We start from the raw sequence: 15,739 nt of genomic DNA, 5'->3' as shown, positions 1-15,739 counted from the left end.
CCTACATTTTTTTCATTGTATCCGCTTATTTTTTCTCTTCGCCGAAGTACTGCCTGAAGATTTCGTCATACTTGCCGTTCTCTTTAATCGTCTTCAACCCTTTATTAATCTCATCAAGCAGCTCCTTGTTACCCTTCTTGACCATGATACCGTATTGCTCCGGCACAACGTTCGGGTCCTTGACTACCTTATAGCCTGCCTTACCTGAGTTCTTCAGGAAATCGTTAAGTACCCCATTGTCGCCCACGACCGCGTCCACACGCTTCGCGTACAGTTCTTCCACTGCGGATGGCATATCATCAAAGCCTCTCAGCTTCGTATTGCCTTTGCCAAGAATTTTCTCGGCCAGGGCTGCGCCTGTCGTACCGCTCTGCACACCTACACGCATATCCTTGATATCTTCAATCTTCGTTACATTCGCACTTTCCGGAACCATGATTAATTGGTGCGCATCAAAATAAGGGTCAGAAAAATCGTATTTCTTTTTACGCTTTTCATCAATAGTAATGGTAGAAATCGCGATATCACGCTTGCCTTTCTCGATGTCCTCAAACAGCGGGTCCCATCCTGCATGCTCGATCTGAACTTCCCAACCGTTCACTTCCGCAATCGCCTTAATGATGTCCATGTCGAATCCTACCGGCTTGGAGTCAGGACCCATCTTCTCAAATGGAGGATACGCTGCATCAGTTCCAACCTTCAGCACTTTCTTCTCGCCTCCGGCTGCCGCTTCCTTGCCTGCCTCGGCTTGCCCGCTGGACGGCTGACTGCTTCCCTTGTCTCCGCCTCCACATGCTGCTGCCATGACCGCCATCATCAGCAGCATACAAGCCAATAAAAGCGCTTTCATACTTTTTTTCTTCAGCATCGTGTCTAGTTTCCCCCTTATTCTGTTTGTTTGTAGATAATCATGTTTTCCTTAATTATAAGGAGGTCTTTATTTAATTACAATTAAAAAATATGAGAATTTATAGAATTTTTACGTTTATTTTACGCGTTAATACTTTACCTTAATAAAAATACATTCTTTTTCATTTTTATAATCATGTTTTCTCTATATGTTTTATGAAAAAATCAATAATAAAACCAATATATACATAGAGTAGGCTAAGACTTAATATGCAACATATGGTAAAATACATATTATAGAAATATTTTGTACTGACAGGAAATTTATGTATAGAAAGGAGAGAAACATCTTCTTACAGGCACTTCATAGCGGAATGATAGCGTACCGTTCTTATCAATATCATGTGAAAATGCAGGGACTGCATATGGAACGCATTGCAACAGGCCAGCGCATTAACCGTGCCGCAGATGACCCCGCTGGCTTATCCATCTCGGAAAAAATGCGTGCGCAAATCCGCGGACTAAATATGGCGTCTAGAAATGCACAAGACACGATCTCAATGCTACAAACAGCAGAAGGGGCTCTCAATGAGACCCACTCCATACTACAACGAATGAGAGAGTTAACGGTACAAGCTGCCAACGATACGAATTCTTCATCCGACCGTCAAGCCATCATTGATGAAATTAAACAGCTACAGGAAGAAATTAACCGTACTAGCCGCAGTACATCATTTAACGAACAAAAGCTATTGGACGGATCCTTTACCGCGAAGAAGTTTCAGATTGGACCAAATTCCGGCGATACGCTTAGTCTTAGCATCGGTTCCATCGATACTGCAACACTTGGCATCGATGACATTCATAACATGCTAGATAATCATACAGATGCAGGAAAAGCACTCGATTTATTGGATGGAGCACTTAAAAAAGTCTCTAGACAACGCTCGCAAATCGGTGCGAATGTAAATCGGTTAGAGCATACGATTAACAACCTGGAGAATGCTTCCGAGAACCTGACAACTGCCGAGTCGAGGATTAGAGATGCAAATATAGCAAAGGAAATGATGGAATATACACGTTATAGCATTCTAACTCAAGTATCCATGGCCATGATGGCACAGACGAGGAAACAGGCATACAGCGTACTGGAGTTGCTGAAACCAATAAACTGGCAGGACAGATGAGAAAAGCCTCGGGCATCCGATAACCGGATGTCCGAGGCTTTTATTTACTTGTTGCTTAGCCTTTAAGAAGTTGCAGTATACCTTGTGGAAGCTGGTTGGCTTGCGCAAGCATCGCAGTAGCAGACTGATTGATGATGTTAAACTTTGTGTATTCCGTCATCTCTTTCGCCATATCAGCATCACGAATACGGGATTCAGCTGCTGTTAGGTTTTCCTGATAGTTAGAAAGGTTGTTAACTGCATGCTCCAGACGATTGTTAATGGCACCCATATAAGAACGAATAGCGGAAACAGCCTGTACGGCATTATCAAAAATGGCGATCGCATTACGTGCCCCTGAAGACGTATGAAGAATTTCATTTATCTTAATACCTGGGTATCCATTATCCACTAACTTTAAGGATTTCAAATCAATCCTTGCGCCACTGATCTGCAAAGTAAAAGTTTGACCACCAATTCCCTCTTTAGTAATAGTTTTATTAATACCGCCAGACAGTTGAAGTTCAAGATAATTTTCTGTATTCGCTCCAAATTGAATACCTACTTTACCATTGATGCCAATTTTCCCTCCTGCTTTTCCAGAAGACAGGAGGTTAACACCGTTAAATTCAGTCGTTTTGGCAATATCCTCAATTTGCTTAAGCAATTCATTCACTTCATCCTGAGAAGCCCTTTTATCAGCAGAATTATACGTATCGTTTGCTGCTTGTACTGCCAGCTCACGCATACGCTGCAGCATCGAGTGTACTTCTTGCAGTGCGCCTTCTGCTGTCTGAATTAAGGAAATGCCATCCATCGTATTGCGTTGCCCTTGTTGTAAACCACGAATTTGTCCACGCATCTTCTCTGAGATTGCGAGGCCTGCCGCATCATCAGAAGCTCGGTTGATTCGATAACCGGAAGACAGCTTCTCCAGTACCTTGCCCATTCCGGCTTGATTCTGAGATAAATTTCGGTACGAATTTAAGGCTGGGATATTATGATTAATACGCATACATATTCACTCCTAAATGCTTTTATAGTTCTCTTGGATTAGCCTGAGCTTTTTCCAAGGTTTCCTGCTCAATTTCCATACGCTCGTATGGATTAATAGATGGTCTTTTCATTTTCATTCCACTATTTATCGAGGAAGCTGTACTGTCTGATTGCTTAACTTTTTCCATGGCTGTCGTCCATGCTCTATCAAGCTCTTCTATAATTTGCTTTGCTTCTCTCATCTTTGCAGTATCTTTCGTATAGTTGGCTGCCCAAATCAAATCAAACACATATTGATATAACATCTCCAACCGATCTGCCAGAACACCTGCTTCGTATTTAATACCAAAGCCAAGACGGGTAATGATATCATTGCAAAGCTGTAAAGCGCTGTTTACCCTATCGTATTTATGCTCAGACATTGCTTCTATCGCTTCTTCTATCTTTTGTAGAAACTTCTTGTAAAGCAAAGAAGTGATTAACTCAGGGCGATCATGAATATCACTAAGCTCGACATTCTCTAGTGTAACTACACGCTCCATAACCGTGCCACCTTGCTTTCTCTTGGTCAATTCTTACTAGCTATCTTTTGTATCGGTGTAAAACCCAATATCTTTAAGATGATTTTCAAGAAAACATTACCATATACCTAAATATTTTTTATCGCTCCTAACAGATCTTCCAAACTAATGTCTTCCTCCCTCTCTTCTTCTGCCTCGTTCCAATAAACAGTATCACGCACAGAGCGGGCCACAGATATAGGCTTCAAAGCCGGGGATACCCCTGTTTCCTCTATATTGGCGCGACGAACCAGCAGTAAAATTTCCGCTACTACCTGATAAAGCTGAGGTGGAACCTGATTACCCAAATCCAGCGAGAACAAGTTGTCTAATAAGAAGGCGTCTTCTTGCAGCGCAATATTACTCTCTTTCGCCTTTTCGATGATTTTACGCGCCATGTCCCCCCGCCCTTGTGCTACGACAACCGGGGCATTATCTTTTTCTTTGTCGTATCGTATTACCGCTGCCCGTGTAGGTTCTTTCTTACGGTCCGGTTGACGAAAATGCTTGTGAATCATATTGAGAAATCGACTCCTTTCCGTGTCACAAAAGAAGCCGCCTGTTCCCTCGCTTCCTTTATATCAATTAAAGGAGTTGAGGGAGACTGCTTGTCCTGGACCGATTCCTTCATTGTTCCAAAAGAGACTCCTTGAATGCGATACCCTAATCCTTGAAGTTGTTCTTTTAGTTGAGGAATATACGGCTTAAAAGCTCTCTCTGCTTGTGGATGATCATTTTGAATCCTTAACGTCATGTCTCGTTCCACTACAGTCACTCCAATGCCTGTATCACCGAACTTTGGTGTGGAGAGAAAGAAAAACAGGCTACAATTCTCCCAATCCATCTGCTCTCCATTGTTTCTAGACTGAATATGCATCTGCATGTTCTGCGCACCCTCCTCCCAAGGCACCGGTAATTGAAAGTACATAGTTTGTACAGGGGCCCCAGGCTCATGCTTAGAAAGAAGTTGTTGCCCTGTGACATTAGATAACGTCTGTTCGAGCACTTCACGTGCCCGTGGAGGCAGATTACCGTTCTCCAATTGGTCCATGATTATACTTTTCATCGTCTGTGGTCTTTCATCTTGTGATTGAAAAGAATGCTGGCCAGATTGGGAAAAGGATGGTAAAGTACTCGATTTATGTTCGGGGGACGCTCCACCTGAAGATACTGAAGGGCCTTGTCCTGAACCTGAATGAACGTTGCCCCCATTCCATGCACTCGTTCCCATCTCTCTGTTTTCTCCTGCTCTCCGGCTCATCCATTCAATTGCTTCGCGTTCATATCCTAGTCCTATTCCACGCATCCATTCCTGTACGCCACGTCCAGTCAATTCATTGCTCTTCCATCCTTGACTATACATTTCAAAAGGACTTTGCATTTTGCCTTCATCCATCTTTTTAGAAAAAAACCGTTCCACTTTCATGTAAGAGGGCTGCCAATTCAGTTTTTCCAATGCATTGCGGACATCCTGGAACGAGCGCAAGGCCTCTTCGCTCTGCCCCTTATCTAGCATGCTTTTGATGTCATGCAATTGTCCGCTAATTTTCAATACAGTGTGCTCGAACTCCATATCAGCAAACAATGCAAATTCACCTTTGGAAACAAGGCGATTAACCATCTCAATCGTCGGCTCAATCACTTGTTTAATATACGAAGTTGCTTGAGGAACTTCCTGTCGTAAAAATTGGCTCATCCGTTCTATATTGCTAATAATTTCTTTCTTGGTTTGTTTAAACTCTTCAGCTACTTGGTGCAAATTTTCAGGAATATAGTGAGAAACTCGTTCAAAGTTGGCTGCCTGCACATTGGCGTAAGCTGTCAAACGCCCTGCCTCTTCTTCAAATAATTGTTCAATATTTGCAAGTGTTTTATCTACATCTATCTGCCTGTACAAGGTCGAATCCTGCTCAACCAGTGTATCAAAATCCGTCATTGAAAGTGAGGCTTGTGCCGTTGCCATTTCTTTGAGCTTGGAAAGAAGGGGAGTTAGCTTCTGAACCATTTCCTCGGAAAGCCCTTCAGTTTCGGCAGCCTTTTCCAATAATAATTGAACATCTTGTAGAATTTGCTGCGGCATTCTTCCCATTTCTAGATTAAAGCTTAACCCGGAGCGTTCATTTCCCTGCAAAAGCATAGATGATGTAACTCCAGATGTACTTTGCATTTCCATTCTTGCCGCTGCTATAATTCCACTTAAGCGATCGTACGTTTGTGCCATTGTTTCCAATACCACGGGTGGGGAAGGTTGCTGGCCAGCCGCTTGCCTTTGCAGTGCCTCCCCTTTTGCCACTTCCGAAATCGGAAGCTTAAACATCTGAACAAGCTGATCTGTTGTACGTTGAACGAGGATTTTCCCCTCAGCGCTTCGACCCACAGCGTCATAGCTCATCGACATACGTAGATCTTTACCTACCTGCTCCATAAAACGCTGAGCATCTTGCTGCAAAGCAACACTCCCCCCGGATTCACGAACTAAATGTTGCACCGCTTGCTGTAGCCCTTCAATTTGCTGACGGGTTACTCTTCCTTCAGCACGCATAGCAATAACACGTTCAGCCACTTCTCGTTGCGCTTTAAGAACTGCATTCTCCTTAGGAGGTACCGTCTCTTTTTCTACTGTAGCAGGTTGTGGTTTTCTATCCGAAGAAAGCTGAACATCCTTCTTGCCCTTTTCTTGAGAATGTAGTTCAGAAACTGCTTGTTCCAACAAACGAAGGTTTCCCTTCTCTACAAGTGTCTGTCCCGAAATGGTCGATTGTGCTGGTGGTAAGTGATGTATGGTTTTTTCCAGTGAAGCAATAGCCTGCTGCACCGTTTGTCGAATTTGAATACTTATATCTTTTAGCTCTGGACTCTGTTTGATTTGCTGCACGAATTGCTCCAACAGCTTCTTGTCTAGTTGTCCCCCACTAGCTATCGCTTTTGCCAGCATGTGTAGCTTCTCTGGCAACGGCTGACCCTTTGTTTCCATTGCTTGCTTTTCTTGTATAACCACTTTTGCCGGAGCATCCTTCTCCTTCACAATAAAAGAAGCATTCACTGCCTCTTGCTTTGCCTGTACAGCCTTCAATTCACCGGACACCTGTTTTACCGCTTGTTCCAGGTTCATTCGGTCAATAAAACGTGTAAGTTTATCCGCTGATATCATTTTTTCAGTCTGTGAGGTTTCCTGCATCGCTTGCCCCACTTGTGTAATAACCTTCTGTATTTGCCCCCGGGCTGCTTCAGACAATTGCACTAAAGCCTGATCACGTTTCACTAACTCTACGATTTGATGCAATGCTTCCTTGTTAACTGGCTGCCCGGTAGCTATCGCTTTGGCAATCGTTTCAAGACGATTTGGTAACCGTTCCCCAACTGCTGCTTTTTCCTTTACTTGCTCTGTATTTCCTCTGTTCCCTTCCAACTCACGAACGACCCTCTCTACAGCACGATCTAACGAAGCATGAACAGAAGGTTTTAAACGCTCCGGCTGTATTGCTTTTTCTTCTATTGGTGTTGCACGTATTATTTGCTCTACCTGCTGTGCAGATTTTTGAATTTGCTCTTTTACAGTCGGATTTATCCGTGCAAGCTCAGGATGGCTTTTTATCTGTTGTACAAATGCTCGAAGCGCTTCTTTGTTAATAGGCTCTCTGCCAGAAATAACTTTTACCAGCGCCTCCAACTGTCGGGCTAATGATGCTTGACTCTCTGTTCGTACTATTCTCTCTCCTTCTTGCTTTGCGGCCTGTTTTGCTATCCTTTCATTACCTGATGGCCGCAAATCCAGTGAGGGTAGAGAAGCTCCTTTTCTTTCTTTTGCTTTAGCATCCGTTACTATCGTTTTCATTATATGATTTAGTTCATTGCGGTCAGCCACTTTAACTACCTGTTCTATCGGTAATTTTGGCTGTGCTAACGATGATTGTGTCAAACTCTGTATTTGTTTCGTCAACTGTCCTACTCGCTGCGCGACCGTTTCAGAAACGCCTCCACTTTCTTTAGCCGTCTTCAACGTATTTTCCATCTCCTGCGCTAGCTTTTGCAGTTGTTCCTTATTAATCGCGCCTCTATTTTTCTCTGCTTGTGCTATAGCATCTCTAAGCGTTGCTAATTGCTGTACAAGCCTGACCTCAGGCCTTTCTATCCGCACATTACTTTCTACCACTCCCGCTTTTGTTGATCGATGAAATTTCTGTGCCGCCGTTGCTTCGCTTCTTTCCGTCTTCCCGGCTAGTTCAGGCAATTCATCTGCTATTCTTTCCATCAATTTTTCCAGAGTCGGTCCATGTAACGTACGAAATACTGCCTCGAAGCTCTTAACAGTGACATGAATATTTTTTTTTGCCATTGTCTGTAGAACATCTAATTTCTGTCCAACAGTTCCTTCACCCTTTTGTAAAATCTGATCCAGGTTCCTTATTATTTCTTTCGTTACTGGTTGCTTACCTTTAAGCAATATCTGAGCTGCTTGACGCATCTCCGAATTCACTCTAATCCCGGCATTCCGAATCAGACGCTCCACATTCTCTACTTCGTTTCCTACACTATCCGCATTAGCTTCGGCCCTTGCTTGTTGTGTAACGCGAACTTGAATTGCATCCTCATTTGCTGCTGTAACTTGCACTGCAATATGGGATTGGGTCGGAACTCCATTCTCAAATACCGCTCGTACCTTTTTTCCTTCTATCTCTATAAATGCTTCCCTTGATGAGATTTTTTCTTTAATTACTGCATGTACCGCTTGAGGCTGACGACCTTCCGAGTTGCGTCCAGAAGTCGGCATTCCATTTGTATTCTGTAAAAAATCAAACACTTTCATGTCCCTGCTCCTCTCCGCACATCAAAACTTCTATTCAATATATCGGAAAAAAAACAACTCTCTTACAGAAAAATAGAAATAAGAAAAACTCGCGAGTTTTTCAAGCGATACTTTCCTATACAATGAAAAAAATCGCTTCTCATCAAATAAAGAAGCGATTTTTAATATCAGGGTTATGCTCTATGACCTTGCAAAAAAGGATAATACTTTTTCTACCGCGGCAGTAACATCTTTTACGTCTTCATCGCTCATTTTTGGAAAAAGCGGAATGGTAATAAACGTTTCATACAGCTTCTCTGCCTGCGGACAAATTCCTTTCGTATAACCAAGTTTTTTATAATAAGGATGCAGATAAACAGGTATATAATGAACATTAACACCAAGATTTTCTGCCTGTAGTGCTTCATATACCTCGCGTCGTCCTGCTTTCAAATTCTCTAAGTTAAGGGATAAAACGTATAAATGCCACCCTGACATAGCTTGCTTATCTACTGTAGGCCTCCACAGCAAACCAGCATGCTCCAAGCCTGCAAATGCCCTATCATACTGCTGTGCAATCTCATTTCTTCGGCTTAACAGTTCTGGGAGACGTCCAATTTGTGCTACACCAAGCGCAGCTTGAATATCGGTCATACGATAATTATATCCAAGTTCCACCATTTGATAATACCACGGCCCCTCAGAATCTCCTTCCATCCAGCGACTATCTTTGGTAATCCCATGAGAGCGGAATCGAAGAAGCTTTTCGTAGTATTCTTCATTATTTGTAACGATTATGCCACCTTCCGCCGTAGTAACAGGCTTAACAGGATGAAAGCTAAACATCGTCATATCTGCAACCGATCCAACCACTTTCCCATCGTACGAAGCACCCAATGAATGAGCCGCATCCTGGATATATACGAGCCCATGCTTATCAGCCAGGGCCCGAAATGCCTGCATATTCACTGGTTGTCCTGAGAAATCGACAGGCACTACCGCTTTCGTTCGAGGCGTAATAGAGGTATGAACTGCTTCTAAATCCAATAAATAGGTCTGGGGATTGATATCTGAAAATACAGGGGTACCCCCCTGATATAACACAGAGTTCGACGTCGCTGCAAACGTTAAGGGACTTGTTATTACTTCATCCCCTTTTTCTATACCCGCAGCAAACATAGCACCATGGAGCGCTGCTGTCCCATTACAGAAAGCTACTGCATACTGCGCTCCGCTCTCCTCTGCTACCCTACTCTCAAATTCTGCAATACGCGGCCCCTGTGTTAAGAATGGGCTTTGCATTGTTTCCACAACTGTTGCGATATCTTCTTCTGTCACCCACTGCGAACCATATGATAGTAGAGAGTTTCGTATTGGTTTTCCTCCATGAATCGCCAATTTTTCTAGTTGGTTCATGCTTTCTCCCACTTCCTACAACAAATTACTTATATGAATCCATTCTCTCGTACGTGTGATTCCTTCTTCCAAGTCTACTTCCGGCTTCCAATTCAGCAAACGTTCAGCTTTTTCATAGTTACACAGTAATTTTTGAATCTCACTTTGCGGATGAATATGAGGGACATGTTTTATTTCGACCGGTACCGAAGCTACTTCGTTGCCTGCTGCAACCAGCTTAGCCAATTCATTAATTGAGATGTCCCGCCCCAGCCCGGCGTTTACGATTTGTCCATTTACACAATCAGAGTAGCCAGTCTGAACGACAAATCTTGCACAATCTTCCACATATAATAAATCTCTTGTCTGTGTTCCATCTCCATAGATTTGTATTGGTAGCCCTTTGAGTTGGTTTCTTACAAAGATAGCAACAACTCCACCTTCTCCACCCGTTTTTTGGAATGGCCCATACGTATTAAATGGACGAATTACAACCGTCGGCAAGCCATAAGCGTAATAATAAGAAAGAACCATGTTTTCGGCCGCAATTTTGGAGCCAGCATAAGGAGAAGCAGGCTTGATAGGATGCTCTTCTGTAATCCCTGTCTCGTCTGTACAGCGGTCATATACCATGCATGTACTCATAAATACAACTTTGACGTTATGGGTACGGCATTGTTCCATTACATAAAACGTCCCAATGGTATCATTGTTAAATGTAGTTCGCGGATCATCAATAGAATCCTGTACATTAATCGAAGCACCAAGATGATAACATATGTTAAATTGTACTTTCGCAAACAATTGATTAAGTAATGTCTCGTCCTTAATGTCTCCAACAATAAATTCCCTTAAATTAGGATGTGAAAGAAACTCCTCAATATTTTCTCGGCGTCCATTTGATAAATCATCTAAAATCCAAACGCTATGTCCATCTTCTAATAAGCGTTTTACTACCCAGCGTCCAATAAATCCTGCTCCACCTGTCACAAGTACATTCATACCTTATTATATCTCCTTCAAGTTTTCTTCATAAAATTCCAGCGCAGCTTTACATTCCTGTACAAAGCGTCCCAGCAAATCACGTACAGTTGGAAAATGCTCGACTAACGGCAAGTCTTTTATTTCATAGATAGTTCGTTGCATATGCTGAAGATATACCTGCATCCATGGATAAAATAGTCCAATAAAGGCAGGTCTTTGCAAAAAGCGATCTACGATCCCATTATACTCTAGCACCATCTGTTCTCGACGTGTTGGTTCAATATTCTTTTCCTTCTCCATACGGTTGAACAGCGCCTCTAGATGCCGTACATCATATGCGCACAGTTGAATATCTTTATATAAAGTCTCTAAAAATTTCTTTTGTTTCTTTGGGTTTACCTCAGGTAATTCCCATTCAAATGGAATAGACGGTTCTTCTTCCAGTATAGTAGACAACTCTTCAGTAGAAGTGTAAGAAATCCCTTTAATTTTCGCTCCATATTCGGATAAATTATAAATATGATTGACAGGACTATGAGCGAAAAATTGTTCGATGCTCTGAAGCATATTTATGAAACTTTCATTTGTCTCCGTCATTTTCCCCTGGTTATTCTCAACTGTTAGTACTTGCTTAAATGCTACGCTAGCATCTACATTCACTGTATCATGATGTTCTGATGTACCAGGCGCATACGCCTTCTTATCAATATAGGCGAGATCCTGCCCTGCTAAATAAATCGCCTTACAACCAAGCTTCAAAAGTAGCTGCATCGCTATCAATGTAACAGTCGGAGCATCCTGAACAACTTCCTCTTTCTTTATTTTCCTATCTAAATATGGATAAATATAGTCCTGGTTGGTAAGGAAGTAAGCAGTTGGTCCTTCGTACTCCTCTGTAATCTGATAGTAAATCGTACTCGCAAACATAAGTGGAATCCCGCTCTGAAAGACGGGCTTCAGTATATGATAGTTTGGTTGATTTGGATCATACGAGATAAAAGCATCCGGTATAACATCATGTCTTAATAATGAGTTCACGCTTGTGCCCGCGGCGATGATAATCGCTTTTTGATCTTGCTGCGCTTGTCGAATAGTCGGAATTGCATCAGCGAGCGAAGGCCCAGATGCCGTGAGTATAACAATTCTGTCACGGAACTGCGAAGTAAGTCCATATACTGATGGTGAGCTGGTTGTTTTCCGAAGATTTTTCATCACATTACGTGTCCACATCTTTTGGAAATATAATGTTGTCGTCATGCCCTGCACATATTCTTCCCGTCCTTTTTTCAGCGTTTCAATAAAACATCGATACACTTCGGGGTACAACCGTATATACGCTGGAAGCTCCATAATTTGCAGCGATGCATGTACACGCTGAAAATATGAATGATGAAGTGCATGCAGCGTTTGCTCCTCACTACCAAATCCAAAATACAAAACCTGCTTCCATGGAAACACCGTCCAGTCTCTCGATTCTAATGAGTGTAAAAACACTTGGATGTCTGGTTCTATAATATAAAATCGAAGCTGCGGATTGATAGCTAATAACGCTTCAGCGTAATAACCAAAACCGAGCCCAAACAAAACCACTTCTGTAGTTTTCTCCTTAAGTGCAGGCTGAGCCCATCGAACTGCTTCCTGAAGAGGATCATACATGCTATGAACCGCCTGCCATCGATCTCCTTCGTATTTTTCGATAGTTGAAACTTTTGCTTTACGTGCTGTACATACCCGATATATGTCCCGCTCAGGTTCCTTTCCCATAACTAACTCATATACGCCAGGAAAGTGTTTACGAAAAAACCGTAAATTTTTGGTCAGTATCTGTGTTCCACTTGTTGTATTCACTCGGCTTTCCTTCCTTTCTTAACCATAAACAAAAAGCTAAGACCAGCAACTGGTCTTAGCCCCTATCGCTTGCGCGAGCCAATGGTTTGGTCGATATAATATCCATCCTGATTAGAGTATGCTTGTTGATATGAAAGGTTCAATTTGCGAGACATTTGTATTTTTTGAATCGCACTGGAGGCTTCCTGCTTACGCATCTGTGCTAAATCCATAAACTTCCGATCGCACTCCCAAATGTTTTCCAGGAGGGGAAGCAGACGCTTCCTCTCCTGTTCAAAGAGATATGAATCTATCCCTGTATCCAATTGTGTAATGACATCCATCGTCTGCTGGCGTTTGATCATCAAGTCATCAATCTCTTCATAGCGCTCCTCCTGAAGAGCACTAATAAGCTGCTGGGTAAGCACAAGGACTTTTTTTAGGCCGTTCTGTTTTTTCTCTCCATACATTAGTGGTTTATTTCCTTTTTGCTATTTTTATAGCTTCTGACCATGTTGCAATAAATTCGTTGAAGAACCCTTTTACTTCTTCAAGAATACTCGCGTCTTTTTTAACATTTGCTTCGATTAAGCGATGCAGCAGGAAATCATACAGCTTCATTAATTCTTCGGCAATGGGTACATTCATATTCAAACCGCCCATTAACTCGGTCACAATATCCTGTACACGAACATTATGTTGATGTGCAGCCATTATATTTCCTGCCGCTAACTCCTTCTGAGCGGCATTAATAAAACGAACAGCACCTTTATATAACATTAAAACAAGTTCTTCCGGGGATGCGGTGTTTACTGTATTTTGCTTATATCTTTGCTGAGCCATAGTATTCATCTGACAGCTCTCCTTCTACATTGTGTCTTTAGACCTTATTATATCACCATTTTTTATCTATCAAAAGACCCGCTGTCTTCAACATTCCGGCCACCATATCCAGTAATTTTTCCGGCGGAACTTCGCGAATAACTTCCTTTGTTTCTCTATCAATAACCTTTACCATCACTTCATTCAGCTCTTTATGAACAGAAAATTCCCACCGTTTCTCCGAGCTTATCGCTGCTTTTAATGCCTTCTCTATATGCTCAATCCGGAGCTTCTCTGTTGGGGAAGTTTGATATGTTTTCTTCTGAAGCAAGGTTTCTATAGAAGTATCGGCTGGATGCGTGTTTTGCTTTACAGGATTATTTTCCCCTCCTGAAGGCGGCAAAAAGGATGGATGAGATAAGATTGACTGTCCTCTAACTTCCATCGTATTCATCCTTATTTCCTCCTAAAAATTAAAATTCCAGAAACAAATCCCTACATTTTACCCAGTTGAGCAGCAATCCAGGAGCTTTGCGCACTTCCCTGACTCATTACTTTTTCCATTTGCGCAAAGCGTCTATAGTATTGATCTTCCTTTCGTAAAAGCTTGACTTCCATATCCTCCATTCGATTATTCATATCACGAATTTGTTTTTCAAGTGAAGAATCATTTATTTTTCCTGTGTTATCAATTCGTGCAGAGACCTCCTTCTGAATCTCCCAGAAAAAATCTTTAAACCGGTGCATTAGCCCTTTTTTCGCCTCATATTCCTCTTTCGGTAATGATTTATCCGCGTTAGTAGGATAGCTGGTGAATATGTTGATTACCTGTTCCGGGTTCTCCTCCAGCGCTTTGCGAAGCTTCTTTTCATCTATTGTCAGCATTCCATCCATCGCGGCCTTCGATTTAATAACTTCACCGTTTTCCCCGGTAAATGAAGCGGTTGTAATACCAATAGACGACAGGTACGCATCTTTCCCGTCTGCACGTACACCTTTCACTCCGCTATAGGTAATCATGCGCATGTCGCCTAATGCCTTGGATAAAATATCATCGTTGCGCAGAAGTCCTTTCTTCGCTTCAGCCTCCCATAGCTTGAGATCGGCTTCCTTAATGTTTTTCCGATCCTCATCAGACATCGGCAGGATTTTACGATTTACTTTTTCTCTTAGCTTACTACTGAAGCCTTCAATCGCTTCGTTATATTTATTAACAAAGTCTGTAATTTGTTTGACAAGGGCATCGACATCATGCTCTGTTTTAATTGTTACTGGTGTCCCGTTCGTTACTTTTTTCACATCATACGTGATACCATCTTTCGTAATGGAATTGTTCGTACTAGAAACACTCGTGCCATCAATAACAGCGATAGTATCTGTACCGTAAGCACCGCGATTCGCCGCTGAGAATCCTAGTCCCTCCAGGAACTTATTCCCTGGGTCTGCCGGATTATTTCCTGCAGTAAGCTCTACCTTCCCTTCAGCACCAGCGTACATACTTGTAAATGTGAATTTTTTAGCTACAGCGTCATAATTCATCCGTACACCAGTTGCTGCTCCCTCGGCATTCACTTTAGCCATAACAGTTTCTAGTGAATCTGACGGATCTATTGTAAATTCTTTACTTCCGTTTTTACCAGTAATCGTAAACGTTACCGGATTGCTTGAATCACCTGTCAAGCTACCAACGGTAGCCAGAGGATCTAGACCAGTCGATCTGTTTGCAGGATTACTAAAGCCTAATTTATCTATCAAATCATCCGAGCCAAAGGGCTTTAAAGTAAGTGCTGCTCCATTAGTTGTCTGGAATTTCAACTTATTAGAAGCATCAGCACTAACGCTTATGTTCCCTTGTCCAAATGTCTTGTCGAACGCTGCCTGTAATTTATCCTTAACCTTAGTTGGATCATCGCCATTTTCAACATCAATAGTAACCTGCTTCGAAACACCTCCCAAGTCCACAACTATACTATGCGAACCTGGTGTAAGGCTACCAATATCGGGTGTATCCCCTGATAATTCCTTTTTTGCTTCCAATTTTGCAGTACTAGCCAACTGGAGTACTTCCACCTTATGTGTGCCGGACGCTGTTGTACCAGACACAGAGACACTGCTTTCATCAGAAGATACTGTTTTGAACATGTTCCAAGTTGGGCTATTTTTCAGTGAATCCGCCATTCCATGCAGCGATTTGAACGACGTATTAATTTCACGGTACATATCCTGTTGCCAAACCATTTTTTGCTTTTTAAATTTCAGTTTATTAAGCGGTGCTCTTTCCGCAGTCATCATTTTCTGTATAAGTGATTCCGAGTCAAACCCGGAAAAGCCTGTAATTCGATTTACGCTCATTT

Annotated in this window: 13 protein-coding genes; 1 reads left to right on the top strand and 12 read right to left on the bottom strand. The window is 42.3% G+C overall.

Going from position 1 to position 15,739, the window contains the following annotated elements; genetic code table 11:
* Positions 1-25: 25 nt before the first annotated feature.
* A complete protein-coding gene (locus AF333_RS03150) occupies positions 26-868 on the bottom strand; it encodes a basic amino acid ABC transporter substrate-binding protein (RefSeq protein ID WP_043067680.1) in 843 nt (280 codons plus the stop codon).
* 391 nt (positions 869-1,259) lie between these two features.
* Here AF333_RS03150 and AF333_RS03145 point away from each other — a divergent pair, with 391 nt between their 5' ends.
* On the top strand, positions 1,260-2,036 hold the full coding sequence (locus tag AF333_RS03145; RefSeq protein WP_235497005.1) for a flagellin N-terminal helical domain-containing protein: 777 nt from the start codon (positions 1,260-1,262) through the stop codon (positions 2,034-2,036).
* A gap of 55 nt (positions 2,037-2,091) precedes the next feature.
* Here AF333_RS03145 and AF333_RS03140 read toward each other — a convergent pair whose 3' ends face one another.
* From AF333_RS03140 to fliD, 11 genes are all read right to left on the bottom strand, one after another.
* Positions 2,092-3,030: a flagellin N-terminal helical domain-containing protein gene (locus AF333_RS03140; RefSeq protein WP_043067678.1), complete on the bottom strand. Its 939-nt coding sequence runs from the start codon at positions 3,028-3,030 to the stop codon at positions 2,092-2,094.
* A gap of 22 nt (positions 3,031-3,052) precedes the next feature.
* Positions 3,053-3,553, bottom strand: coding sequence for a flagellar export chaperone FliS (locus AF333_RS03135; RefSeq protein WP_052812311.1), 501 nt, complete (start codon positions 3,551-3,553; stop codon positions 3,053-3,055).
* 107 nt (positions 3,554-3,660) lie between these two features.
* Positions 3,661-4,089, bottom strand: a complete 429-nt coding sequence (locus AF333_RS37130) for an EscU/YscU/HrcU family type III secretion system export apparatus switch protein (RefSeq protein ID WP_074714888.1) — start codon at positions 4,087-4,089, stop codon at positions 3,661-3,663.
* On the bottom strand, positions 4,086-8,378 hold the full coding sequence (locus AF333_RS03125) for a hypothetical protein (protein ID WP_043067677.1): 4,293 nt from the start codon (positions 8,376-8,378) through the stop codon (positions 4,086-4,088). The genes AF333_RS37130 and AF333_RS03125 overlap by 4 nt, the downstream gene beginning before the upstream one ends.
* A gap of 180 nt (positions 8,379-8,558) precedes the next feature.
* A complete protein-coding gene (gene pseC, locus AF333_RS03120) occupies positions 8,559-9,773 on the bottom strand; it encodes a UDP-4-amino-4,6-dideoxy-N-acetyl-beta-L-altrosamine transaminase (RefSeq protein WP_043067676.1) in 1,215 nt (404 codons plus the stop codon).
* A gap of 15 nt (positions 9,774-9,788) precedes the next feature.
* A complete protein-coding gene (locus tag AF333_RS03115; RefSeq protein WP_043067675.1) occupies positions 9,789-10,754 on the bottom strand; it encodes a dTDP-glucose 4,6-dehydratase in 966 nt (321 codons plus the stop codon).
* A gap of 6 nt (positions 10,755-10,760) precedes the next feature.
* The gene (locus AF333_RS03110) at positions 10,761-12,584 is read right to left on the bottom strand and encodes a motility associated factor glycosyltransferase family protein (RefSeq protein ID WP_043067674.1); all 1,824 of its coding nucleotides are present in this window, start codon (positions 12,582-12,584) and stop codon (positions 10,761-10,763) included.
* Positions 12,585-12,646: 62 nt separating this feature from the next.
* Positions 12,647-13,033, bottom strand: coding sequence for a flagellar protein FliT (locus tag AF333_RS03105; RefSeq protein WP_043067673.1), 387 nt, complete (start codon positions 13,031-13,033; stop codon positions 12,647-12,649).
* Positions 13,034-13,040: 7 nt separating this feature from the next.
* Complete coding sequence (gene fliS / locus AF333_RS03100; RefSeq protein WP_043067672.1) at positions 13,041-13,415, bottom strand: flagellar export chaperone FliS; 375 nt, start codon at positions 13,413-13,415, stop codon at positions 13,041-13,043.
* A 43-nt stretch (positions 13,416-13,458) separates the two neighbouring features.
* Positions 13,459-13,839 (bottom strand): flagellar protein FlaG, encoded by a 381-nt coding sequence (locus AF333_RS03095; protein WP_052812310.1) that lies wholly within the window; start codon positions 13,837-13,839, stop codon positions 13,459-13,461.
* A 41-nt stretch (positions 13,840-13,880) separates the two neighbouring features.
* A complete protein-coding gene (fliD, locus tag AF333_RS03090) occupies positions 13,881-15,737 on the bottom strand; it encodes a flagellar filament capping protein FliD (protein ID WP_043067671.1) in 1,857 nt (618 codons plus the stop codon).
* Positions 15,738-15,739: the final 2 nt, after the last annotated feature.

Source organism: Aneurinibacillus migulanus, from assembly GCF_001274715.1.
Classification (GTDB): domain Bacteria; phylum Bacillota; class Bacilli; order Aneurinibacillales; family Aneurinibacillaceae; genus Aneurinibacillus; species Aneurinibacillus migulanus.
Note: the sequence above shows the minus strand (reverse complement) of the source record. Positions and strands in the feature narration are given on the sequence as shown.

Bases quoted from the DNA above. Each gene is read 5' to 3' on its own strand.
- AF333_RS03150 (WP_043067680.1), bottom strand. From the start codon at position 868: ATGCTGAAGAAAAAAAGTATGAAAGCGCTTTTATTGGCTTGTATGCTG.
- AF333_RS03145 (WP_235497005.1), top strand. From the start codon at position 1,260: ATGCAGGGACTGCATATGGAACGCATTGCAACAGGCCAGCGCATTAAC.
- AF333_RS03140 (WP_043067678.1), bottom strand. From the start codon at position 3,030: ATGCGTATTAATCATAATATCCCAGCCTTAAATTCGTACCGAAATTTA.
- AF333_RS03135 (WP_052812311.1), bottom strand. From the start codon at position 3,553: ATGGAGCGTGTAGTTACACTAGAGAATGTCGAGCTTAGTGATATTCAT.
- AF333_RS37130 (WP_074714888.1), bottom strand. From the start codon at position 4,089: ATGATTCACAAGCATTTTCGTCAACCGGACCGTAAGAAAGAACCTACA.
- AF333_RS03125 (WP_043067677.1), bottom strand. From the start codon at position 8,378: ATGAAAGTGTTTGATTTTTTACAGAATACAAATGGAATGCCGACTTCT.
- pseC (WP_043067676.1), bottom strand. From the start codon at position 9,773: ATGAACCAACTAGAAAAATTGGCGATTCATGGAGGAAAACCAATACGA.
- AF333_RS03115 (WP_043067675.1), bottom strand. From the start codon at position 10,754: ATGAATGTACTTGTGACAGGTGGAGCAGGATTTATTGGACGCTGGGTA.
- AF333_RS03105 (WP_043067673.1), bottom strand. From the start codon at position 13,033: ATGTATGGAGAGAAAAAACAGAACGGCCTAAAAAAAGTCCTTGTGCTT.
- fliS (WP_043067672.1), bottom strand. From the start codon at position 13,415: ATGAATACTATGGCTCAGCAAAGATATAAGCAAAATACAGTAAACACC.
- AF333_RS03095 (WP_052812310.1), bottom strand. From the start codon at position 13,839: ATGAATACGATGGAAGTTAGAGGACAGTCAATCTTATCTCATCCATCC.
- fliD (WP_043067671.1), bottom strand. From the start codon at position 15,737: ATGAGCGTAAATCGAATTACAGGCTTTTCCGGGTTTGACTCGGAATCA.